This is a genomic window from Paraburkholderia sp. A3BS-1L (genome assembly GCF_051125215.1).
Lineage (GTDB): Bacteria > Pseudomonadota > Gammaproteobacteria > Burkholderiales > Burkholderiaceae > Paraburkholderia.
Genome location: NZ_CP120442.1, coordinates 3,081,861 through 3,104,434, shown reverse-complemented (window position 1 = coordinate 3,104,434; position 22,574 = coordinate 3,081,861). Strand labels below are relative to the sequence as shown.

Below are 22,574 nucleotides of genomic sequence, written 5' to 3'. Positions count from 1 at the left end.
GGGATCTGGCCCTGCCGCTTCGATAAGAAAATTCCGAAAGCGCTGCGGCCGGTGACGAAACACCCTGTGCGGCCCACGAGGCGAACACGGCTTTAGTGGGAATTCGATTTCGGTTCACATGAGGCGGCCCTACCATCCAGCTTTTCAGCTTTTGTCTGGCCAGGAGCGCAACATGACGAATTCACCGAAGGCCAGGACCGACGCGCCTGGCAAGCCTGGTGTGCCGATGGCACCTGTCGTTAGCGTCATCACGCCCACCGGGGGGCGCGAGGCCATGCTGCCGCATGCTTACCAGTCGTTCGCGCGTCAGGATCTGGCGGCCTGCGAATGGATCGTGGTAGACGACAGCGAGCGGCCCAGCGCATTCATGCAGAATCTCGGCGACGCGCGCGTGGTGTATCGCCACGTGCCGCAGCGCATGAGCGTCGGTGCCAAGCGCAATCTCGCGGTGGCGCTCGCACGCGCCGAAGTCATCGCCCATTTCGATGACTGCGAATACTACGCCCCCGACTATCTGCGCGTCATGTGCGCGCAGTTGAGCGAGCGCCGCGCCGATTTCGTCAAGCTCAGCGCATTCTTTCTGTATAGCCGCGTGTACGACCAGCTCGCCTGGTGGGACTTGCTGCACAAGAACGGGCTGCATTTTCACTGGAGCCCGCGACCGATGACGGCGCTCAACTTTCCCGCCGACCACCGGGCGTTCGCCGACAACCATTCCGGCTACGGCTTCAGCTACGTCTACACGAAGCGCCTGTGGGCCGCCGGCCCGTTCGAGTCGGGTTCGTCCAATGAGGACGGCGAGTTTCTGCATGCCGCGCTCGGACGCGGCGCGAACCTCGCGCACTTTGCCGACGACATCGGCTTGTGCCTGCACGTCCTTCACGCGCACAGCGCCACGGCGGGCTTTCCGCAGTACCTCCTGCCCGAAGCGCTCGTGACGCGGCATTTCCCGCACCTTGCGCAGTTCGTCGAGACGCTGCGCAAAGCGCCGCCCGGACCCGCCTAGAACCCGAGCACGTACAGCAGCACGATATTGGCCGCCAGAATGCCGAGCCCCGTGGGCACCTGCACGCGGATCACCGCGTTCTTGTCGGGCAACTCCAGCAGCGCGGCGGGCACGATGTTGAAGTTCGCGGCCATGGGCGTCATGAGCGTGCCGCAGTAGCCCGAGAACATGCCGATGGCCGCCATCATCGCCGGGTTCACGTGGAAGGCGCCCACCAGCACGGGCACGCCCACGCCGCCCGTCATTACCGGGAATGCCGCGAAGCCGTTGCCCATGATCACGGTGAAGAGCGCCATACCGATGCAGTAGACCGCCACGGCCACGAAGCGCAGGTCCATGTTGATGTACGACGTAGTCACATGCGCGACCGCCTTGCCCACGCCCGCGTCCGAGAACACGAGACCGAGCATGCCGAGCATTTGCGGCAGCACGGCGGCCCACGAGAGCGCGTCGACGAGACGGCGCGTCTCCTGCATCGATTGGCCGACGCTGTCGCGCGTGATGATGCAGGCGATCACGAGCGCGAGCACGCAGCCAATGCCGAAGCCGATCAGCGTGACGTTTTTCGGATCGATGAGCGGCGTGGCCCCCACCACGAGATGGCTGGCCGCGAAGGTGAGCACGACGGTGACAGCGGGAATGGTGAGCGCGGGCACGAAGAGCTTGTTGCCGAGGCGCTTCGCGCTCGCGAGCCGCGTTTCGAGGGGGAGCACCTTCGGCTTGCCGCCGGTCACGCCGCCGAAGCCGGCGATCACCGCCATGGCGAGTGCGAGCGCGCCCACGAGTTCGGCGGGAAGGTGGTCGCCGACGAGAAAGATCAGCGCATAGAGGATCCAGAAGCCGCCTGCGGTGAGGCGGCGCGGATGCTCGCGGTCGAGCACGATCATGCCGCCGACGATCAGCAGCACAATGCCGAGCAGCCAGTAGAGCCAGTTGAGGGTGATGGTCATGCCTCGTCTCCTTGCTGCCGGCTCGTGGCGTCGCGCTGCGCGCCGCGCCGGGTGCCGCCCAACTCGCGCTCGAGCTTGCGGTCGAGCAGCCACAGCCGCGCGCCGTGAATCAGGAACGCGCAGATCGCAGTGGGAATGCCCCAGAACGCGACGTGGATCGGCTCGACCGCGACGCCCGCTTCCTTGAGCAGCGTGACCATCAGCACGATCGCGCCGAACGCCACGAAAATGTCCTCGCCGAAGAAGAGGCCCACGTTGTCGGTCGCGGCGGACCAGGCGCGCAGCTTGTAGCGCACCGTGTCGGGAAGCTTGCCGAAGCGATTTTCGGAGGCGCCTTCGGCCATCGGCGCGATCAGCGGACGCACCATCTGCGGATGCCCGCCGAGCCCCGTGAGCCCGACTGCGGCGGTGATCTCGCGCACGAACAGGTAGACGATCAACAGACGCCCGGCCGTCGCGGCCTTGATGTTGCCGATCCAGATTTGCGCGCGCTCGCGCAGGCCGTGGCGCTCCGAAAGCCCGATCACGGCGAGCGGCAGCAGGATGATGAGCGGCAGGTTGCGGGTCTTGATGAAGCCAGTGCCGATGGCCGCGAGGATCTTGCCGGGCGGGAACCCGGCGCCGAAGCCGGTGACGATGGCCGCCGCCGCGACGATCAGCATCGGATTGAAGCGCAATACAAAGCCGACGATGATGACGGCCACTCCGATGAGCGGCCATAAATTGACAGTGCTCTGCATCTCTTTGTCTCCAGTTTTTGTGCGTCGTTATTGCCGCGACCCGCTGCGTCATGTGCAGCGAGTCGCGGTGATGAAACGCCGTGCGACGCGTGTAGCGCGGCGCGGCGCTCTGACTGCCCGGCTCTTGTCGGCCCTGTTCTTGCTTCGGTAATGCTTGAATCCGTTTACCTGCAGTGCGCTCAGGCCTCGGCGACGCCCGCCGCGCGCACGCCGATGCCGGCGTCATCGAGCGCCGCCCGGATGCGCCGCGCGAACGCGAGCGCATGCGGCCCGTCGCCGTGCAGGCAGATGGTCTGGGCGTTGAGCGGCACCCACGCGCCGTCCACGGACTGCACGCGCTGCTCGCGGATCATCGCGAGCGTGCGCGCGAGCACGGCGTCTTCGTCGTCGAGCAGCGCGCCCGGTTCGCTGCGCGGCACGAGCGAGCCATCGGCGCGGTAGCCGCGGTCGGCGAACACTTCTTCCACGGCCACGAGGCCCGCTTCGCGCACGGCGGCGACGAGCCCGCTGCCCGCGAGCGCGAACACCGTCACCGATGGATCGAAGTCGTGCACGGCCGAGACGATCGCGTCGGCGATCTTCGGGTCGCGCGCGGCCTGGTTGTAGAGCGCGCCGTGCGGTTTCATGTGCGCGATGCGGCCGCCTTCCGCCTGGGCGATTGCCGAGAGCGCGCCCAGCTGGTAGAGCACGCCCGCGTAGATTTCCTCGGCGGGCAGGTTCATCTCTTTGCGGCCGAAGTTCTCGGGGTCGTTGAAGCTCGGGTGCGCGCCGATCGACACGCCTTTGTCCACCGCCCAGCGCACGCATTCGCGCATGGCGTTGGCGCCGCCCGCGTGCCAGCCGCACGCGATGTTGGCCGAGCTCACGAGGTCGAGCAGCGCCTCGTCGGAGCCGCAGCCTTCGCCGAGATCGGCGTTCAGATCGATGGTCGTCATGGTGATTCTCTCCGTATTGCTGCGCGCCCTGTGTCGCTGCGCGTCTTGCTTCAATGCCGTGTCGCGGCTGTCGCGGTCCGCGTCATGCGCCTGAGCCCTGTGCGGACGCCGCCCGCATGCGGCGGCTCGCGTGGCGCTCGTCCTGCATGGCGATCGCGGTATCGATCTGCCGCAGATAGGCGCGTTCCTCCTCGAGCGCGCGGCGCGCGATGGCCGGCGTCGTCTCGATGAAGCGCACGCCCGTCGTGAGCCGCACCTGGGCGAGCTTCCACAGATCGGCGCGGATTACGGCGCCGATCTTCGGATAGCCGCCCGTGGTCTGCGCATCGCTCATCAGCACGATGGGCTGACCGTTCGGCGGCACCTGGATCGTGCCCGGCAGCACCGCGTGCGAGAGCAGGTCGGCGGGCGTTTCGCGCGCGAGCGGCGTGCCTTCGAGCCGATAACCCATGCGGTTGCTGTTAGGCGTGACTTGCCATTCGTCGGACCAGAAGGCGCGCTGCGCCTCGGGCGTGAAGCTGTCGTACTCGGGACCGTGCAGCACGCGCACGGGGACGGCCCACAGCATGCCGTCCGGATGGCGGCCGCGCCTCGGCGGCACTTCGTCCGGGTACGCGAAGCCGCATTGCGACGGCGCTTTCACGCCGAACGGCGGCGCGCCCGCGGCAAGCGAGGCGCGCTCGCCGCCCGCCGCGAACGAGGCTCCCGTGGCGAGGCGGTCGCCGTCCTTGAGCGCGCGGCCCGCGAGCCCGCCGAACCCGGCGGCGAGGTCGGTGCTGCGCGAGCCGAGCATCGGCAGCACGTCGATGCCGCCCGCGACGCACACATAGGCGCGCATGCCGCGCTTCGCGCCATTGAGCACGAGCGTTTCGCCGGCCGCGACCGGCAGGCTCCACCACGACCATACCGGCTTGCCGTCGAGCGTCGCGCCAAAGTCGGTGCCGGTGATGGCCACGCGCGTCGCGCGCGCAAAGCGCAGCGCCACCGGGCCGAAGGTGATTTCGAGCCCCGCCGCGTCGTGCCGGTTGCCGACGAGGCGGTTGCCCACTTCGAGCGCGAGCGTATCGAGCGCGCCGCCGGTGGCGACGCCGAGATGCCGGTAGCCCGGCCGGCCGAGATCCTGAACCGTGGTGAGCAGACCTGCGCGCAGCACTTCGATCATGCGTGGGTCTCCTCGGGGATGGCTTCGTTGATGCTCTCGATGGCGAAGCGCACGCGGTCGCCCGGCATGAGCAGCGTGGGCGGATTGCGCGCGGGATCGAAGAGGGTGAGCGCGGTGCGGCCGATCAGCTGCCAGCCGCCGGGCGCCTGCGCCGGATAGATGCCGGTCTGCTCGCCGCCAATGCCGACTGACCCGGTGGGGACGGCGAGCCGCGGCGCACGCCTGCGCGGCGTGTGAAGCGCGGCGTCGAGTCCGCCGAGATAGGCGAAGCCCGGTTGAAAGCCGAGGAAGAACACGGTGTAGATGCCTGCCGCATGACGCGCGGCGACGTCGGCAGGCGCGAGCCCGGTGTGCTGCGCGACCGCGCCGAGATCGGGGCCCGCGGCGCCGCCGTAGCTCACCGGGATCTCGACTTCGCGGCCCTCGAAGGCGGCTTCGGGCGCGCCCTCGGCGTCGTGCCATGCCGTTTCCAGCGCGGCGGCGAGTGCGTTGGCGCGGGTGGAAAGCGCATCGAAGGTGATCGTCAGATTGTTCATGCCGGGCACCACTTCGCGCACGGCGTCCCAGCCGCGCACCTGCGCGGCCACGGCCCAGATGCGGCGCTGGACCTCCAGCGTGGCGGGCGGCGAGGCCTCGCAGACGAGCGCCTCGTCGCCGAGGAAGTAAATACGGGGAACAGGATGGCTCATCGTCTCAAGCGGTTGCAGGCGGTTCAGGCTCCGGCGTCGTGGCCGGCGTCCGATTTTGTCAGGATACATTCTCGACAATTTATCGATAAATTATCAATAAGCGTTTCTGCCAGGCGCGACGCGCGCGCGACATCACTACACTGGCGGCACACCGTTTCGACCACAGGGTTGAGTCATGTCGCGTCAGCCGACCAAGATCGTTTCGTCCGAGCATCTCGTCTCCGAGGCGAGCGCAGAGCTCTCCGAGCTCGAGTACGCGCTCATCATGGCAAGCAATGCATTCAATCGCTGGATGGTGCGCTGCATGTCGGCGGCCGGCGCGAAGGACATGACGCCGGTCGAGGTCTCGCTGCTCCATCACGTGGGTCATCGCGAGCGCCGCAAGAAGCTCGCCGATATTTGCTTCGTGCTCAATATCGAGGATACGCACGTCGCCACTTACGCGCTCAAGAAGCTGGTCGCGCGCGGTCTCGTCGAGAGCGAGAAAAGCGGCAAGGAAGTGTTCTTTTCGGTGACGCCGGCGGGGCGCGATCTATGCATGCGCTATCGCGACGTGCGCGAGAGCTGCCTGATCGCCACGCTCAAGGAAAGCGGCCTCACCAATGAGCAGATCGGCGACGCGGCGCAGTTGATGCGCAATGCGTCCGGACTTTACGACACGGCGGCGCGCGCCGCGGCGTCGCTTTGAGCACGTGCCGCGGCACGACGCGCAACGCATGCACAACGCATGCACAACTCGACACGCAGCTCAGCGCGCCGCGAGACGCCCCACGAGATGCGCGCCGGCTTCGGTGACCACGGCGTCGAGCGGCAGATCGTGCGCGCCGCGCTCGGGCACGCCGTCGTCGATGCGGCACGCTTCATACGCGATGCCCACCGTGAGCGGCAACGCCGCGCCGGGCCAGGCAGCGAGCGTGCGGTCGTAATAGCCGCCGCCGTACCCGAGCCGGTAGCCGTCGCGGTCGAACCCCATGCAGGGCACGAGCAGCAGATCGGGCAGCGCCGCCTCGGCGGACTCCGGTTCGGGAATGCCGTGATGACCCTCGCGCATCGGCGCGCCCGGGGACCAGAAATAGAACTGCAGCGGCGCGTAGCGCTCGGCAATGACGGGCAGCGCGGCGCGACGCGACGCGTCGGCGGCGAGCCACGAGGCAATCCATTCCCGTGCATCGAACTCGCCCGGCAACGGCCAGTAAAAGCCGATCGAACGCGGCGCGAGACGGCCGACGAGGGCATCGAGATGCGCGCTCAGCGCCGCGTTGGCCAGCGCGTCGGCAGACGCCTCAAGACGGGCTGTGCGAAGTCGTAAACGCCACGCCTTTTTGGATGGGGCCGCAGGGTTGCATGCTATGCTTGGGTTCACCTCGCGCTCCAGAAATAACGATGTCCAAACGCTTTGTCCGAGTATATCGCGCGGCCGGTCTTGCACTGGCAGCCGTGGCACTCGTCGCGTGCAGCACGGCCTCTGCCGTGCGGCCGGTTGCCCTCGCTCCGGGCGCTGAGCTTTCAAGCGACGACCAAATCTTCATCCAGCTTCGCGAGGCCGCGCGCAATAACGATGCCGCGCGCGCCGCGCAGCTCGCCGCGACGATTCCGGATTATCCTGCGCCGTCGTACCTCGAATACTTCCAGTTGAAGCCACAACTGTTCGATTCGCAGGGCCATGCGCGCGTGGACGCGCCCGACGCGGCGGTGCTGTCGTTCCTGCAGCGCCACGACGGCGAGGCCATCGCCGACCGTCTGCGCAACGACTATCTGACCGTGCTCGGCGCGCGCCACGACTGGGCGAACTTCGACCAGCAGTATGCGCGCTTCGTGCTCAACGACGACACGCAGGTGAAGTGCTACGCGCTGGAGTCGCGTGCGGCGCGCGGCGAAAACGTCGCCAGCGATGCACGCGCGCTGCTGGTCGAGCCGCGCTATTACGGCGACGGCTGCGTCGACCTCATCACGGCGCTCGCCATCAAAGGCCAGTTCACCAGCGACGATGTCTGGCAGCAGATCCGCCTCGCCTACGAACAGAACCAGACCTCGACGGGCGCGAAGCTGCTCGACGGCCTCGCGCAGCGCCCCGACCCTACCGCGTTCAGCCAGGCGGTCAGCACGCCGCCGCTCACACTCGCGCGCGGCGTGAGCGCCGATCCGCAATCGCATCAGCTCGCGCTGCTCGCGGTCACCCTGATGGCGCGCAACGACCCCGCCATGGCGGCCGCTACTTTCGCGCAGGTCGCGCCTTCGCTCACCTCGCCCGAGCGTGCAATCGGCTGGGGCACGATCGGCTATCAGGGCGCGCTCAAGCGCATGCCGGCCGCGCTCGACTGGTATCGCCTATCGGCCAACGCGCCGCTCTCGAATCCCGCCTACGAATGGCGCACGCGCGCCGCGCTGCTCGGCGGCGACTGGACCATGGTCCGCTGGTCGATCGAGCAGATGCCCGCGGCATTGCGCTCGCAACCCGCATGGGTCTACTGGCACGCGCGCGCGCTCAAGCAGGCCGGCGAGACGAATCAGGCAAACCAGGAGTTCGCGTCGATCTCGGCAGGCTATAACTTCTACGGCCAGCTTGCGACCGAGGAACTGGGTCAGAAGATCACCATCCCGCCGAAGACCTCGGTCAGCGACGCCGACATCGCCCAGGTTGCGCAGACGCCGGGCTTCGCGCTCGCGCAACGCTTTTACGCGCTGAACCTGCGGCTCGAAGGCAATCGCGAATGGAACTGGCCGCTGCGCGGCATGAGCGATCGCCAGTTGCTGGCCGTCGCCGAATACGCGAAGCGCATCCGGTTGCTCGATCGCACCGTCAACACGGCCGACCGCACGCAGACCGAGCACGACTTCTCGCTGCGCTATCTCGCGCCGTTCCGCGACGTGGTGGAGCGCGACGCGCAAAGCAATGGCCTCGACGTCGAATGGGCCTATGGGCTGATTCGCCAGGAGTCGCGCTTCATTCTCAATGCGAAGTCGGGCGTGGGCGCGAGCGGCCTCATGCAGATCATGCCGGCCACGGCGCAGATGGTGGCCAAGAAGATCGGCCTCGGCCCGCTCTCGCGCGACCAGCTCAACGATCTGGACACCAATATCCTGCTCGGAACGAACTATTTGTCGATGATCTACAATCAGTTCGACGGTTCCGCCGTGCTCGCCACCGCGGGCTACAACGCCGGACCGGGCCGCCCGCGCCAGTGGCGCGCAAACATGCCCCGCGGCGTCGAGGGCGCAATCTTCGCGGAAACCATTCCGTTCCAGGAAACCCGCGATTACGTGAAAAACGTGTTGTCGAACACGGTCTACTACGCGGCGCTGTTCGAGGGCCGTCCGCAATCGCTGAAGACGCGTCTCGGCTTTATCTCGCCGCTGCAGTAAACGTCGCGCGGCACGGCTTTTGCGAGCCTCGCCGCCGCACGAACCCCGGCGCCTCGCGCCGGTGCGCGCACGAGAGTGCGCGAGGAGGTCGAGGATGAGACATCAAGCCATCGCGGTCATCGGCGGTTCGGGATTCATCGGCAGCCATCTCGTCAATGCGCTCGTCGAGGCAGGCAAGGATGTGCGCGTGGCCACCCGGCGGCGCGCCAATGCCAGCCATCTCACCGTGCTTCCCATCGACGTGGTCGAAGCCGACGTGAGCGATCCGGTCGCGCTCGCGGGCTTCGTCGAAAATGCCGATGCCGTCATCAATCTCATCGGCACGCTCAACGGCGGCCACGGCACGCCCTACGGCCCGGGCTTCGCGAAGCTGCATGTCGAACTGCCCACGAAGATCGTCGCCGCCTGCGAGAGCAAGGGCGTGCACCGCTTGATCCACGTGAGTGCGATTGGCGCGGATCCGCGCGGGCCGAGCATGTATCTGCGCTCGAAAGGCGACGGCGAAAAAGCCGTGCACGCGGCCACCGCGCTTGCCACGACGATCCTGCGCCCGTCCGTGGTGTTCGGTCCGGACGACACGTTCCTCAATCGCTTCGCCGTGCTGCAAAAGCTTTTCCCGGTGATCCCGCTCGGCATGCCCGATGCGAAGTTCCAGCCCGTCTATGTGGGCGACGTGTCGAAAGCGATCGTCAACGTACTCGATCTCGACGCCGCGAGCGGGCACACTTATGAACTCGGCGGTCCGACGGTCTACACGCTAGAGCAACTGGTGCAGTACTGCGGCGAAGTCGTGGGCCGTCACGCGCGCATCGTGCGCTTGCCCAATGCGTTCGCGCGCTTGCAGGCGCTTTCGTTCGAGATGGCGCCCGGCGTGCCGGTGCTCACGCGCGATAATCTCGATTCGATGAAAGTCGACAGCGTGCTCGCCGGGCCGCTCGCACCCGAACTGGGCGTGGAGCCCGCGAGCATCGAGACGATCGCGCCGCTCTATCTCGCCGACGCCTCGCTGCGCTCGCGCCTGAACCTCTTTCGCACGAGCGCGCATCGATAGCGTCCGAAGCCGCACGAACGAACGCAATACGCAACACCTGCGCCACGCATCACGAAGCCGGGCACGGCGCGTGGCGCGTCCAACCTTGACTCTTTATTCAACGGTAAAACGGTCCATATGAAACTCGTCATTGGAGACAAGAACTACTCGTCGTGGTCGATGCGTCCCTGGGTGCTGATGACGCATTTCGGCATTCCGTTCGAAGAGGTGCTGATCGAACTCGGCGAACCCGAAACCAAAGCGTCGATTCTGGCGTTTTCGGCGTCGGGCAAGGTGCCTTGCCTCGTCACCGACGAGGGTTTCGCCGTGTGGGACACGCTTGCCATCGCCGAAACGCTCGCGGAGCGCTTTCCCCAGCACGCGCTGTGGCCGCGCGACGCCAACGCGCGTGCGCGCGCCCGCAGCGTGAGCGCCGAGATGCATTCGAGCTTCACGGACTTGCGCTCGACCATGCCGATGGCGATCCGCACATCGAATCCGGGCGCGGGTGCTACGCCCGGCACGCTCGCGGACATCGCGCGCATCGACGCGCTGTGGAACGCCTGTCTCGACGCCAGCGGCGGCTCGTTCCTGTTCGGTGAATTCAGTATCGCCGATGCGATGTACGCGCCCGTTGTGATGCGCTTCAACAGCTACGCCCCCGCGCTCTCGCCCAAAGCGGCCGCCTATGCGGCGCGCGTGAGCGCCGAGCCCGCCGTTGCGGCATGGATCGAAGCCGCGCGCAAGGAAACCCACCGTATCGAGCACGACGAACCCGACGCATGAAGATTTACGTGGTAGGCGGCGCGATCCGCGACGACATGCTGGGCCTGCCCGTGCGCGACCGCGACTACGTGGTCGTGGGCGCGACACCCGAGCAGATGGCGGCGCAGGGCTATCGCCCAGTGGGCAAGGACTTTCCGGTGTTCCTGCATCCGCAGACGCAGGAGGAGTACGCGCTCGCGCGCACTGAGCGCAAGACGGCCGCGGGCTATCACGGCTTCCAGTTCTTCTATGCGCCCGACGTCACGCTCGAGGAAGATCTCGCGCGGCGCGACCTCACCATCAATGCGATGGCGCGCGAGGTTCAGCCCGGCGGCGTGCTGACCGGGCGCGTGGTCGATCCATTTGGCGGTGCGAACGATTTGCGCGCGCGGGTATTCCGTCATGTGAGCGACGCGTTTCTCGAAGACCCGGTGCGCATCCTGCGCATCGCGCGCTTCGCGGCGCGCTTCGCCGACTTCACGGTCGCGCCCGAGACCATGGCGCTCATGCAGTCGATGGTGGCCTCGGGCGAAGTCGATGCGCTCGTGCCCGAGCGCGTCTGGCAGGAAGTCTCGCGCGGGCTCATGGAAAACAAGCCCTCGCGCATGTTCGCGGTGCTGCGCGAATGCGGCGCGCTCGCGCGCGTGCTGCCCGAGGTGGACAGCCTCTTCGGCGTGCCGCAGCGCGCCGACTATCACCCCGAAGTCGATACCGGCATCCACGTGATGATGGTGATCGATCATGCCGCTGCGCAGGGCTATGTGCTGACGGTGCGCTTCGCGGCGCTCACGCACGATCTCGGCAAGGCGACCACGCCCGAAGACATGCTGCCGCGCCACATCGGCCACGAAGGGCGCAGCGTCGATCTGTTGAAGCCGCTCTGCGACCGGCTGCGCGTGCCCAACGAATGCCGCGACCTCGCGCTGCTCGTCGCGCGCGAGCACGGCAACGTGCATCGCGTGATGGACATGGGCGCGGCCGCGCTCGTGCGCATGCTCGAGCGCAGCGACGCGCTGCGCAAGCCCGCGCGCTTTGCCGAGGCGCTGCAGGCCTGCGAGGCCGATTTGCGCGGGCGCCTGAACTGGGAGAACGCGCCATATCCGCAGGCGGAGCGGCTGCGCGTGGCGCTTGCCGCGGCGCGCAGCGTGGACGCGGGCGCGATCGCGCGGGCGATTACCGAGGCGGGCGCGGACAAAAACGCCGCGGAGAAGATCAAGGAAGCGGTGCACCGCGCGCGCGTTGGCGCGGTGGAGGAGGCGCTGAAGACTGGCTGACGCAGCGCGTCGTGGCGGTGTTCGAAACGGCGCACCTGTGCGCCGTTTTTCCGTTCAGCGCGTGCTCAAAGCGCACGCACGATAAACGAAAGCGCCATCGAAAGCACGAGCGTCGACATGAACGGCAGCGGATATTCGCGGCCGAAGATGCGCAGCGTGACATCGCCGGGCAGCCGGCCAATGCCGAGCTTCCTGAGCCACGGCTGGGCGCTGGAGAGAATCGCCACGGCGATGAAGGTGGTGATGAACCAGCGGATCATGAGCGCTCAGAGTGTGTGGCTGCGGTCGCCGCGCGCGAATGCGGCGATGGTCGCGTCGATGCCGCGCGAGAACGCGATCACCTTGAAGAGCTCGCCCATCTCCGCTTCCGAGACGAGCTTCTGCACCGCGTTCGCGGCTGGCAGAAAGCGCGCGGCGTCGCGCGGATCGATCTCGCCGAGCACTTCGGTGATGCCCGCGTTCATCAGAAAACGCGCCTGCGAGGTGTAGCCGAGCAGGTCCGCGCCCGCTTCGACGCCGGCTTGCGCGATGCCGCTGAATTCCACGTGCGCCGTGATGTCCTGCAAGCCGGGGTAGAGGAACGGGTCGCCGTGCGCGCGGTGGCGGTAGTGGCACATCAGCGTGCCTTGCACGCGCTGCGCATGGTAGTACTCGCCATGCGGAAAACCGTAGTCGATGAAGAACGCCGCGCCGCGCGCGAGCATCGTGCAGATCGTGCGCGTGAAGGCCAGCGCAGCCTCGTGCGTTTCCGTCACGTAGTCTTCGCTGCCGTCGATCTGCGCCAGCACGCTGCCGGGTACGCTCTGCGCCCAGCCCGCATCGAGCCCGCTCATGGCCGGGCGGTCCGAGAACTGGAGCGCGCCGCCGCCGTTCGCCTCCATGTTCACGCTCACGCCGCGCTCGTGCCACACGGCGTCCTTGCGCGCGAAGAGGCGCACCGGCATTGCGTCGAGCACTTCGTTGCCGATCACCACGCCTTCGAAGCGCGCGGGCAGCGCGTCGAGCCATTGCACGCGCGAAGCCAGATGCGGCGCAAGCTCGGCGATGGTCTCGCGCTGGCGCTCGCGCAACTCGCCCGAGAGGTCGACGATGGCATACGAATCAAATGCGACACCTAGCGCTTCGAGCGCGAGCATCACGCCCGCCGCGAGCCGCCCCGTGCCCGCGCCGAACTCCATCAGCGCATGCGTGCCGCTGGCCGCGAGCGCTTCGCCCACGGCGCGCGCGAGCGTGGCTGCGAACAGCGGCGACATTTCGGGCGCGGTCACGAAGTCGCTGCCGTCGTCGGCCAGCAGGCCGAACTTGCGCGAGCCGCCGCTGTAATAGCCGAGCCCCGGCGCGTAAAGCGCGCGCTCCATGTAGCGGTCGAACGGCAGCCAGCCGCCCGCTGCGGCAATTTCCGCGCGCACGGTTGCGGCGAGCGCCTCGGACTGTGCGAGCGCGATCGGCTCGGGAACAGGTAAACTAGCGGGTTCGTGAGCTTTCGGATTCATCCCGGCATTGTAAATGAGCGAAACATCGGGCATCCGCCGGTCTGGCGGGGATTCGGGGGGCCCAACAAAGGGGGGCCAGCCAAAGGGCGCCTTTTCATCCGACCCCGCATCGAGCGCGAGCCAGCCGCCGGGATCGTCTCCGCATTCTGGCGCAGCCGCTGCCGCGCGTGTGATCCTCGTGACGGGCGGCGCGCGCCGCATCGGCCGCGCATTTTCGCTGGGCTTTGCCGAACGCGGATGGGACGTGGCGGTGCATTACGGCGGCTCGCGGGCCGAGGCCGATGACGTCGTCGCGCAGATCCGCGCCATGGGCCGCCGCGCGGTCGCGCTGCATGCCGATCTGGCGGACGAGGCCCAGGTGGCGCGCCTCGTGCCGGATTGCGCCGCGGCGCTCGGCCTGCCCGCGTGCGTGCTGAACAACGCGTCGCGCTTCGAGGAAGACACGGCGCGCGATGCCGGCTACGCGAGGCTGCAGCATCTCATGGCGATCAACGTGGGTGCGCCGCTGGTGCTGGCGCGCACGCTGTGGGCGGCGACGCCCGAAGCCGCGCTGCAGGACGAATCGTTGCGCACCTGCGTGATCAACGTGCTGGACCAGAAGCTGTACAACATGAATCCCGACTACCTGTCGTACACGCTGTCCAAGGCCGCCCTGCAGAACGCCACCGTCGCGCTGGCCCAGGCGCTCGCGCCGAAGATGCGCGTAGTGGGTCTCGCGCCGGGCCTCACGCTGCAATCGGGCGACCAGACGCCGGAGAGCTTCGCCGCCGCGCACAAGGTCACGCCGCTCGGGCGCGCGTCGCGCCCCGGCGATCTCGTGGAGGCCGCGCTGTATCTCGCCCAGGCCTCGGGCGTGACCGGCACGACGCTGGTGGTCGATGGCGGCCAGCATCTCGTGCCGCTGCCGCGCGATGTAATGTTTTTGACTGGCGAACAGGCGCAGGGCTGAGGTGCACCTGTTCGGGCGGCGAACCGCGCTGCGGGCGCGTTTCGCGATCGACGCCCAACAATGCAACTAAATGCATAAACCGCGATGGCTGCGAAAACATTCCATCGCGGCCCGGATTCCGCAACGCACCTGCGATGCAATCGCACGAAGGCTTTGCAACCCTGGCTTTGTAAGCCTGTAACCCGTTTGACCCGTGTGGCGCGCAGCGCCCGCGCACGTGCAAGAACATGCACGCTTTTATCGACTGGAACGAACATGTCCGCTGTACTCCTGCATCCCCGGCTTGCCGATTGCCGCCGGCTTTTCTTGCGCAACTACGAAGTGCACATCAACATCGGCGTGCATGACTTCGAAAAACGCGGTGAACAGCGCGTCATCATCAACGTCGACCTGTTCGTTCCGCTTTCGTCGACCACGCCGCGCGAAGACAAGCTGCGCGAAGTCGTCGATTACGACTTCATGCGCGCGACCGTTGCTGCACGCGTGGGCCAGGGCCATATCCATCTGCAGGAGACCCTCTGCGACGACCTCGCCGCCGCGCTGCTCTCGCACGAGCAGGTGCGCGCCGTGTGCGTGTCGACCCAGAAACCCGACGTGTACCCGGACTGCGACGCGGTGGGCGTCGAGGTCTTTCGCATCAAGGAGGACTGATTCATGAACGCCCCCGAAACGCCGATTATCGATACATCGGCTGACGCTTCCGCCGAGGAAAGCGGCCGCCGCGCGCTCACGCGCCGCGAGCAGAAGGAAGCCTACGAGAACAACAAGCTGTTCAAGCGCATCGTGCGCCAGGTCGGCCAGGCGATCGGCGACTACAACATGATCGAGAACGGCGACAAGGTGATGGTGTGCCTGTCCGGCGGCAAGGACAGCTATGCGCTGCTCGATGTCCTGATGCGCCTGCGCGAGCGCGCGCCGATCGACTTCGAGATCGTCGCGGTGAACCTCGACCAGAAACAGCCCGGCTTTCCCGAGCACGTGCTGCCCGAATATCTCGACAAGGTGGGCGTGCCGTACCACATCGAGAATCAGGACACCTACAGCATCGTCAAGCGCCTCGTGCCCGAGGGCAAGACCACCTGCTCGCTGTGCTCGCGCCTGCGCCGGGGCATTCTGTACCGCGTGGCGGGCGAGCTCGGCGCGACCAAGATCGCGCTCGGCCACCATCGCGACGACATCCTCCAGACGCTGCTGCTGAACCTGTTCTACGGCGGCAAGCTCAAGGGCATGCCGCCCAAGCTGCAGTCCGACGACGGCAAGAACATCGTGATCCGGCCGCTCGCCTACGTGAAGGAAACCGATCTCGAAAAGTACGCCGAACTGCGCGAATTCCCGATCATTCCGTGCAACCTGTGCGGCAGCCAGCCCAACCTCAAGCGCGCGGAAATGAAAGCGCTGATTCGCGAGTGGGACAAGCGCTTCCCGGGCCGCGTCGAGAACATGTTCAATGCGCTCGGCAATGTCGTGCCTTCGCACCTGATGGACGCTTCGCTGTTCGGCTTCAAGGACCTGCGCGCGACGGGCGTGGCCGATCCGGCAGGCGATATCGCGTTCGACGAAGAGCCGTGCTCGACCGATTCGTCCGAGATGCCCGGCAGCGGCGGCGCGACCCTCAAGTTCACGCCGCTCGACGAACTCTGAAGCCTGGCGCGGGCGCGCAGCATCCGCGCCGATCGCGGAATCGATTCGACCCCAAGGCGGCCCGGCAGGGCCGTCTTTTTTTGCGTCTGTTGCGCAGGTGTAAAAGAGTGTTCGATGGTGCGGCAAAGGCCCGCCGGCAGGCGGCGTTGGGGATACCCCCCATGCTAAAATCGACCGCTTCTTCCCTCTCAAAGTCACCGATGCAATGAACATCGTGATCCTCGCGGCAGGCATGGGCAAACGCATGCACTCCGCACTGCCGAAAGTACTCCATCCTCTCGCAGGCAAGCCGCTTCTCTCGCACGTCATCGACACCGCCCGCAGCCTTGCGCCCACGCGCCTCGTGGTCGTAATCGGCCATGGCGGCGAGGCCGTGCGCGCGGCCGTGTCCGCGCCCGACGTGCAGTTCGCCGTGCAGGAGCAGCAGCACGGCACCGGCCATGCGCTCGCGCAGGCGCTACCGCTGCTCGACGCCAATCAGCCCACGCTCGTGCTCTACGGCGACGTGCCGCTCACGCGCACCTCCACGCTCAAGCGCCTGACCGACGCCGCGGCCAAGGCGGGCGACAAGGCGGGCTACGGCATCCTCACCGTGACCCTCGACGATCCCACCGGCTACGGGCGCATCGTGCGCGGCGCGACCGGCGAGGTGCTGCGCATCGTCGAGCAGAAGGATGCGAACGACGACGAGCGCCTCATCGACGAGATCAACACCGGCATCGTCGTGACGCCCACCGCGCCGCTGGCGGGCTGGCTCGCGTCGCTCGGCAACGACAACGCGCAGGGCGAGTACTACCTCACCGACGTCGTGGAAGCGGCCATTGCCGCCGGCCATCCGGTCGTGACCGCGCAGCCCGAGGCCGAATGGGAAACGCTCGGCGTGAACAGCAAGCAGCAGCTCGCCGAACTCGAGCGCGTGTACCAGCGCAACGCCGCCGACGCATTGCTGGGGGCCGGCGTCACGCTCGCGGACCCAGCGCGCTTCGACCTGCGCGGCTCGATCAGCTGCGGGCGCGACGTGTTCATCGATGTGAACTGCGTGTTCGAGGGCGCGGTCACGCTCGCCGACAACGTGCGCATCGGCCCGAACTGCGTGATCCGCGATGCCGTGATTGGCGCGGGCACGCGCGTGGATGCCTATACGCATATCGAGAGCGCCACGGTGGGCGCGCAGGCCGTGCTTGGGCCCTACGCGCGCCTGCGTCCGGGCGCACAGCTCGCCGACGAGGTGCACGTGGGCAACTTCGTCGAGGTGAAGAACGCGAACATCGGCCTGGGCTCGAAGGCCAATCACCTGAGCTACGTGGGCGACGCCGACGTGGGCGCAGGCGTGAACATCGGCGCGGGTACCATCACCTGCAATTACGACGGCGCGAACAAGCACCGTACCGTGCTTGAAGACCATGTGTTCGTGGGCTCCGATACGCAGCTCGTCGCGCCGGTGCGCGTGGGCCGCGGCGTGACCATCGCGGCCGGCACGACCGTCTGGAAGGACGTGCCCGCAGACACGCTCGTGCTCAACGAAAAAACCCAGATCGCGAAAACCGGCTACGTTCGGCCGGTGAAGAACAAGCGCTGATAGACAACTGAACGGCGGAACATCGCGGGCGCAGTGACTCCATCGGGCGCCCCGTCTCTCATTGCAAAGGATCGAACTCCATGTGCGGCATCGTCGGCGCAGTTGCGCTTCGTAATATCGTCCCCGTTCTCATCGAAGGCCTGCGGCGGCTCGAATACCGCGGCTACGACTCGTGCGGCGTGGCCATCGTCACGGCCGCAGGCCCGCAGCGCATGCGCAGCGTCGCGCGCGTGGCCGAGCTCGACGACCAGGTGCGCGAAGCGCGCTTCGAAGGCGTCACGGGCATTGCGCACACGCGCTGGGCCACGCACGGCGCACCCACGGTGAACAACGCGCACCCGATCTTCTCGCGCAACACGCTCGCAATCGTGCACAACGGCATCATCGAGAACTACGAGTCGCTGCGCGAGACGCTGCGCGGCAAGGGCTACGAGTTCGTCTCGCAGACCGACACCGAAGTCATCGCGCACCTCATTCACAGCCTCTACAAGGGCGATCTGTTCGCCGCCGTGCGCGAGGCGGTGCAGCAGCTCGCGGGCGCCTATGCGATCGGCGTGGTGCACAAGGACCAGCCGCACACCGTGGTGGGCGCGCGCGCGGGCTCGCCGCTCGTGGTGGGCCATGGCGAGGGCGGCAACTTCATCGCCTCGGACGCGCTCGCGATCGCGGGCAGCGCGACGAGCATCAGCTATCTGGAAGAAGGCGATGTGTGCGAGATCACGCTCGAGGGCGTGCGCATCGTCGACCGCGCGGGCAAGCCCGCCGAGCGCGCGGCGCGCGACGTGCAGGCCTATAGCGGCGCGGTCGAGCTGGGCCCGTATCGCCACTACATGCAAAAGGAGATCTTCGAGCAGCCGCGCGCGATCTCCGACACGATTCCCGCCGATGCCGCCTTCGATCCCGTGCAGTTCGGCGAAAACGCGGGCGAGGTGTTCAGGGGCATCGACAGCATCCTGATTCTCGCGTGCGGCACGAGCTACTATGCGGGCCTGACCGCGAAGTACTGGCTCGAGTCAGTCGCGAAGATCCGTACCGAAGTGGAGATCGCAAGCGAGTACCGCTACCGCGAGTCGGTGCCCAATCCGCGCGCGCTGGTGGTGACGATCTCGCAGTCGGGCGAAACCGCGGACACGCTCGCGGCGCTCAAGCACGCGCAGTCGCTGGGCATGGAGCACACGCTGGCGGTCTGCAATGTAGCGACGAGCGCGATGGTGCGCCTCACGGAGCTCAAGTTCCTCACGCATGCGGGGCGCGAGATTGGCGTGGCGTCGACGAAAGCGTTCACGACGCAGCTGGTGGGCCTGTTCGTTCTCGCAGTGACGCTGGGCAAGCTGCGCGGCCACGTGAATGCTCAGCAGGAGGATGCGTACCTGAAGGCGCTGCGCCACCTGCCGGCGGCTCTCAATGGCGTGCTGGCGCTGGAGCCGCAGATCATCGCGTGGTCGCAGGAGTTCGCGCGCAAGGAAAACGCGCTGTTCCTCGGGCGCGGGCTGCATTACCCGATCGCGCTCGAAGGCGCGCTCAAGCTCAAGGAGATCTCGTATATCCACGCCGAGGCGTATCCGGCCGGCGAGTTGAAGCACGGGCCGCTCGCGCTGGTGACGGAGGCGATGCCGGTCGTGACGGTGGCGCCGAACGACGCGCTGCTGGAGAAGCTCAAGTCGAACATGCAGGAAGTGCGCGCGCGCGGCGGCCATCTGTACGTGTTCGCCGACGCGGATACGCATATCGCCAGCGAAGACGGCATCCACGTGATCCGCATGCCGGAACACTACGGTCTGCTCTCGCCGATCCTGCACGTGGTGCCGCTGCAACTGCTCGCGTATCACACGGCCTGCACGCGCGGCACGGATGTGGACAAGCCGCGCAATCTCGCGAAGTCGGTGACGGTGGAATAAGCGCGTGGAATGAGCGGTGACGTGTCGCTGACACGTCCATCACGAGGCCGGATGCTCAACGAGTGTCCGGCCTTTTTTTACGTGCGGCGATTTGAGATCCCGCTTCACATTTGACGGAAGGCGTCAGTGCGTCACCTGAAGTCTTTCAAGACAGTAATCTTCGCGTCGCGTCGCGTAGAATCGCTCGGGGTCCTGAGAGTCCTGGTAATGGACCCGTGAATGATTGCGGAGAACGGTGGTGAAATCACGCGTAGGGGTGAAGCGCCTGATCGGATATGGATCCGTGCTGATTGCCGGCATGGGTATCGTCATAGCGGCCACGGTATCGGGCGAGGGCCGTCAGGATGACGTCGATGCAGCCATCGACACGACTCGCACCCTGGCTACGGCAAAGCCCGTACCTGTGGCGCGGGCTGTCGCGGAGGCGACCGTGGCCCCGCCGAGCGCCGCCGCATCTTCCATGACCATGCCGGACGCGATCCGTGCCATCCAGAATGCGGCCACGACGAAGTGGACCGCCAATGGAACTCAGGAGCCCCACGCAGGCGAAACTTCGCCGGCGCTGCCCGACGGATTCTCTTTCGATACCGCAGCTACCCCGGCCTCCGCCCCAAGGATCTGCACCACGGCAAAGCGGATCATCTGCGCCGACAAGACCACCTATGTGGCTACGGCCTATATCAACGGGGCGCCGCAGTTTTCTTTCCCCTTCCGCCCCGGCGATGGGCGAGGCGGCAGCTTCGCCACCGGGGACGGCCATGGGCGAATCGACTGGAAATCGCGCCATCACGTCTCCAGTCTTTATGGCACCCCCATGCCCTATGCGATGTTTATCGCTTGGGACAAGGATTCGCGCAGAGGCCAGGTATTTCACCTCTCCTATGATTTCCAGCGCGAGGGTTATGACGGCTTTAGCCACGGCTGCATGGGCGTCGGCTCCGAGGCCGTGATGCAACGGATGTGGGAAACCTTCAAACCGGGCGACAAAGTCTACACATACCGCAGTTGATGCAGCGGCTTAATTGTCGTCGTCTTCGCGATGGTGCTTGTACCAGCCGCGATGACGGCCGTGGTCGCGCCAGCGGTGGTCCCAGTCGTCATCTTCGCTGTAACCATAGCCGTAGCCATAGGCGGGCGCAGCGTAGGCCACAGGGGCCTGCTCGTAGACCACCTCCGGCGGCGCCGCGTAGACCGGCGCCGGGACGCCCAGCATCACGCTCAGGTCGGTATGCGCCGACGCCTCGCCGCACGCCGCCGCCAGTGCCACGCCGAGAGCGGAAAGAATCAGTGCGCGTTTCATGGTGCTTCCTCGTCTTTTGTATCGTGTGTCCGGGCGCAGCGAGGCGCCCGCGGATGCCCGGATACTAGACACTGGAATCGCTCCAAGGTGAAACGGCATGCGCTCTGCTGTAACCGTCTGTAAAAAAACCGGTTGTGCCCCGTTTGCTCCCACCGGTCCCGCCGCCTCCTGACGAAAGCCCGAATGCACGGTCATAATGGCTCCGATCGAATTCAGGAGATGAAAGTGGCCGATTTTGAGCAAGTCCGGCAACGACCGGGTCAGCAACGCGCGCAGCAGGCGCGCTTGCCTCGCCTGTATGTGTTCTCGGGCGCGGGGCTCTCGGCGGAAAGCGGCATTTCGACGTTCCGCACCGGCGACGGTATCTGGACGCATGCGAGCATCGACGAGGTCTGCAATTACCACACGTGGCGCCGCAACCGGCCCGCGGTATTTCGCTTCTACAACCAGCGCATCGCCGAATGCTCGGGCGCGCGCCCGAACGAAGCCCACCGCCTGCTCGCGCAGTGGCAAAACACGTGGGGCACCGAGCGCGTGCATCTCGTCACGCAGAACATCGACGACATGCTCGAGCAGGCCGGCGCGCGCCAGATCACGCATCTGCACGGCGACATGATCTCGCTGCTCTGCACCGACTGCGACTACCGCTTTCCGAGCGTCGGGGCGAAGCTCGATCCGGGCGCGGCCTGTCCGTCGTGCGGCCAGGTGGACAGCGTGAAGCCGGGCGTCGTGTTCTTCAACGAGGCCGCGCCCGAATATCAGACGCTCTGGCGCATTCAGCAGGCCATGACCGACGACGATCTGTTCATCGCCGTTGGCACGGCGTTCGAAGTCATTCCGCCCGAGCGGCTGCTGCCGCCCACGCGCTACGGCTGTTACGCGCGCAATATGCTCGTCGACCCCGCGCCGCAGCGCACCGAGTTTTTCGGCGTGGTCGAGCAGGAGCCTGCGACTGTCGGCTTGAGCAAGCTCGAACCCGCCATCGAGCAGATGATGGAAGGCAGCTGACGCAGCCGCGATCTGGATCGCCACGAGGGCGTGCTGGCTGAACGGCTGCACGCCCTTTTTGTTGCTTGCACTTACGAAGGTTCCACGAACCATGAACATATCGAAGCAGATCGTCGGTTATCTGCGTTCGCGCTCGCTCGTGCTCGCGAGCATCGAAACCGGCACCGCCGGAGCCATCACGGGCATGCTCGCCGATGCGGCAGGCGCTGTCGGGTGCCTGGATATCGGCGTCGTCGCGCATACGCACGCGGCTTTGGCGGGGTTGCCCGGCGCAGCGGGCAGGGCGAAGCCCGATGAGCCGCTTGCCCGTGCGCTGGCCGAAGCGTTGCTCGCGCAACGCGCCGGACATGCGAATGTTGTACTTGCAAGCATTGGATGGCCGGCGCCGGAGCAGGAGGGCAGGGCGAGCGTTGCGCATTGCTTTGCATGGGCGTGCATGCAGGGGGACCAGGTGGTGTCCGCGAGCGAGACCGTGCTCTTTTCGGGGCGTCGCCCGGAGCTCCGGCGTTCTGTTGCGCGTCGTGCGTTGCTGGGACTGCCGCGCTTTGTCGAGGCGTATGCATGCTGAGGCCGCATCTGACGGCGCGCGTTATTCAATAAGAGTTATGAATTTATATATGTATACGTAGTAATAGTTAACAAGCCCTGGCATTTCCTGTGGATAACGCGGTATTTCTTATTCGGTTCAATTCGATGCAATCCGGACAGGCATGCGGACAATTTCTGTATGCATTTCGAACTGCGCGGATAACTTTTTGGCCTTTGATGAACAGCCGGGAGTTATCAAGAAGT

Annotated in this window: 23 protein-coding genes; 14 read left to right on the top strand and 9 right to left on the bottom strand. The window is 66.5% G+C overall.

Annotated elements, in window-relative coordinates:
- Positions 1 to 172 precede the first annotated feature (172 nt).
- Complete coding sequence (locus tag P5W99_RS14235; RefSeq protein ID WP_421024975.1) at positions 173 to 1,006, top strand: glycosyltransferase family 2 protein; 834 nt, start codon at positions 173 to 175, stop codon at positions 1,004 to 1,006.
- Here P5W99_RS14235 and P5W99_RS14230 read toward each other — a convergent pair.
- The 5 genes from P5W99_RS14230 to pxpB form a co-directional block, all read right to left on the bottom strand.
- A complete protein-coding gene (locus P5W99_RS14230) occupies positions 1,003 to 1,956 on the bottom strand; it encodes a DUF979 domain-containing protein (protein WP_421024974.1) in 954 nt (317 codons plus the stop codon). The genes P5W99_RS14235 and P5W99_RS14230 overlap by 4 nt on opposite strands.
- Positions 1,953 to 2,696 (bottom strand): DUF969 domain-containing protein, encoded by a 744-nt coding sequence (locus P5W99_RS14225; protein WP_421024973.1) that lies wholly within the window; start codon positions 2,694 to 2,696, stop codon positions 1,953 to 1,955. The genes P5W99_RS14230 and P5W99_RS14225 overlap by 4 nt, the downstream gene beginning before the upstream one ends.
- Before the next feature lie 179 nt (positions 2,697 to 2,875).
- Positions 2,876 to 3,631 (bottom strand): 5-oxoprolinase subunit PxpA, encoded by a 756-nt coding sequence (gene pxpA, locus P5W99_RS14220; protein ID WP_421024972.1) that lies wholly within the window; start codon positions 3,629 to 3,631, stop codon positions 2,876 to 2,878.
- An 82-nt stretch (positions 3,632 to 3,713) separates the two neighbouring features.
- Entirely contained in the window at positions 3,714 to 4,793 is a 1,080-nt protein-coding gene (locus P5W99_RS14215) for a biotin-dependent carboxyltransferase family protein (protein WP_421024971.1), read from the bottom strand.
- Entirely contained in the window at positions 4,790 to 5,482 is a 693-nt protein-coding gene (gene pxpB / locus P5W99_RS14210) for a 5-oxoprolinase subunit PxpB (RefSeq protein WP_421024970.1), read from the bottom strand. Before pxpB ends, P5W99_RS14215 begins: the two co-directional genes overlap by 4 nt.
- 175 nt (positions 5,483 to 5,657) lie before the next feature.
- Here pxpB and P5W99_RS14205 point away from each other — a divergent pair, with 175 nt between their 5' ends.
- Entirely contained in the window at positions 5,658 to 6,170 is a 513-nt protein-coding gene (locus P5W99_RS14205) for a winged helix DNA-binding protein (RefSeq protein ID WP_421024969.1), read from the top strand.
- A gap of 60 nt (positions 6,171 to 6,230) precedes the next feature.
- Here P5W99_RS14205 and P5W99_RS14200 read toward each other — a convergent pair whose 3' ends face one another.
- Positions 6,231 to 6,845 (bottom strand): 5-formyltetrahydrofolate cyclo-ligase, encoded by a 615-nt coding sequence (locus tag P5W99_RS14200; RefSeq protein ID WP_421024968.1) that lies wholly within the window; start codon positions 6,843 to 6,845, stop codon positions 6,231 to 6,233.
- 20 nt (positions 6,846 to 6,865) lie between these two features.
- Here P5W99_RS14200 and P5W99_RS14195 point away from each other — a divergent pair, with 20 nt between their 5' ends.
- The 4 genes from P5W99_RS14195 to P5W99_RS14180 all read left to right on the top strand — a co-directional run bounded on the left by P5W99_RS14195 (position 6,866) and on the right by P5W99_RS14180 (position 11,914).
- A complete protein-coding gene (locus P5W99_RS14195) occupies positions 6,866 to 8,845 on the top strand; it encodes a transglycosylase SLT domain-containing protein (protein WP_434661224.1) in 1,980 nt (659 codons plus the stop codon).
- 94 nt (positions 8,846 to 8,939) lie between these two features.
- Positions 8,940 to 9,896, top strand: a complete 957-nt coding sequence (locus P5W99_RS14190) for a complex I NDUFA9 subunit family protein (protein WP_421024966.1) — start codon at positions 8,940 to 8,942, stop codon at positions 9,894 to 9,896.
- A gap of 117 nt (positions 9,897 to 10,013) precedes the next feature.
- Entirely contained in the window at positions 10,014 to 10,661 is a 648-nt protein-coding gene (locus tag P5W99_RS14185; protein WP_421024965.1) for a glutathione S-transferase family protein, read from the top strand.
- Positions 10,658 to 11,914 carry a multifunctional CCA addition/repair protein gene (locus P5W99_RS14180; RefSeq protein WP_421024964.1) on the top strand — a complete coding sequence of 419 codons (1,257 nt, stop codon included), beginning with the start codon at positions 10,658 to 10,660 and terminating at the stop codon, positions 11,912 to 11,914. Before P5W99_RS14185 ends, P5W99_RS14180 begins: the two co-directional genes overlap by 4 nt.
- A gap of 65 nt (positions 11,915 to 11,979) precedes the next feature.
- Here the strand turns inward: P5W99_RS14180 and P5W99_RS14175 are convergent, their stop codons facing one another.
- Together P5W99_RS14175 and P5W99_RS14170 are read right to left on the bottom strand one after the other, a co-directional pair.
- Complete coding sequence (locus tag P5W99_RS14175) at positions 11,980 to 12,174, bottom strand: DUF2905 domain-containing protein (protein ID WP_035534054.1); 195 nt, start codon at positions 12,172 to 12,174, stop codon at positions 11,980 to 11,982.
- A 6-nt stretch (positions 12,175 to 12,180) separates the two neighbouring features.
- A complete protein-coding gene (locus P5W99_RS14170; RefSeq protein WP_421024963.1) occupies positions 12,181 to 13,407 on the bottom strand; it encodes a class I SAM-dependent methyltransferase in 1,227 nt (408 codons plus the stop codon).
- Positions 13,408 to 13,576: 169 nt separating this feature from the next.
- On the opposite strand from P5W99_RS14170, the gene P5W99_RS14165 reads away from it, so the two are divergent.
- The 6 genes from P5W99_RS14165 to P5W99_RS14140 all read left to right on the top strand — a co-directional run bounded on the left by P5W99_RS14165 (position 13,577) and on the right by P5W99_RS14140 (position 20,483).
- Positions 13,577 to 14,356 (top strand): SDR family oxidoreductase, encoded by a 780-nt coding sequence (locus P5W99_RS14165; RefSeq protein ID WP_421024962.1) that lies wholly within the window; start codon positions 13,577 to 13,579, stop codon positions 14,354 to 14,356.
- 255 nt (positions 14,357 to 14,611) lie between these two features.
- Positions 14,612 to 15,007 carry a dihydroneopterin aldolase gene (locus tag P5W99_RS14160; RefSeq protein ID WP_035534057.1) on the top strand — a complete coding sequence of 132 codons (396 nt, stop codon included), beginning with the start codon at positions 14,612 to 14,614 and terminating at the stop codon, positions 15,005 to 15,007.
- A 3-nt stretch (positions 15,008 to 15,010) separates the two neighbouring features.
- Positions 15,011 to 15,997 (top strand): tRNA 2-thiocytidine(32) synthetase TtcA, encoded by a 987-nt coding sequence (gene ttcA, locus P5W99_RS14155; protein WP_421024961.1) that lies wholly within the window; start codon positions 15,011 to 15,013, stop codon positions 15,995 to 15,997.
- 205 nt (positions 15,998 to 16,202) lie between these two features.
- Positions 16,203 to 17,576 carry a bifunctional UDP-N-acetylglucosamine diphosphorylase/glucosamine-1-phosphate N-acetyltransferase GlmU gene (gene glmU, locus P5W99_RS14150; RefSeq protein ID WP_421024960.1) on the top strand — a complete coding sequence of 458 codons (1,374 nt, stop codon included), beginning with the start codon at positions 16,203 to 16,205 and terminating at the stop codon, positions 17,574 to 17,576.
- An 80-nt stretch (positions 17,577 to 17,656) separates the two neighbouring features.
- On the top strand, positions 17,657 to 19,474 hold the full coding sequence (glmS, locus tag P5W99_RS14145; RefSeq protein WP_421023242.1) for a glutamine--fructose-6-phosphate transaminase (isomerizing): 1,818 nt from the start codon (positions 17,657 to 17,659) through the stop codon (positions 19,472 to 19,474).
- A gap of 238 nt (positions 19,475 to 19,712) precedes the next feature.
- On the top strand, positions 19,713 to 20,483 hold the full coding sequence (locus P5W99_RS14140) for a L,D-transpeptidase family protein (protein ID WP_434661220.1): 771 nt from the start codon (positions 19,713 to 19,715) through the stop codon (positions 20,481 to 20,483).
- Between the two features lie 9 nt (positions 20,484 to 20,492).
- Here the strand turns inward: P5W99_RS14140 and P5W99_RS14135 are convergent, their stop codons facing one another.
- Positions 20,493 to 20,774: a hypothetical protein gene (locus tag P5W99_RS14135; protein ID WP_421024958.1), complete on the bottom strand. Its 282-nt coding sequence runs from the start codon at positions 20,772 to 20,774 to the stop codon at positions 20,493 to 20,495.
- Positions 20,775 to 20,999: 225 nt separating this feature from the next.
- Between P5W99_RS14135 and P5W99_RS14130 the strand changes: the two genes are divergently transcribed.
- Together P5W99_RS14130 and P5W99_RS14125 are read left to right on the top strand one after the other, a co-directional pair.
- Positions 21,000 to 21,782, top strand: a complete 783-nt coding sequence (locus P5W99_RS14130; protein WP_421024957.1) for an SIR2 family NAD-dependent protein deacylase — start codon at positions 21,000 to 21,002, stop codon at positions 21,780 to 21,782.
- A 91-nt stretch (positions 21,783 to 21,873) separates the two neighbouring features.
- The gene (locus P5W99_RS14125; protein WP_434661217.1) at positions 21,874 to 22,350 is read left to right on the top strand and encodes a CinA family protein; all 477 of its coding nucleotides are present in this window, start codon (positions 21,874 to 21,876) and stop codon (positions 22,348 to 22,350) included.
- Positions 22,351 to 22,574: the final 224 nt, after the last annotated feature.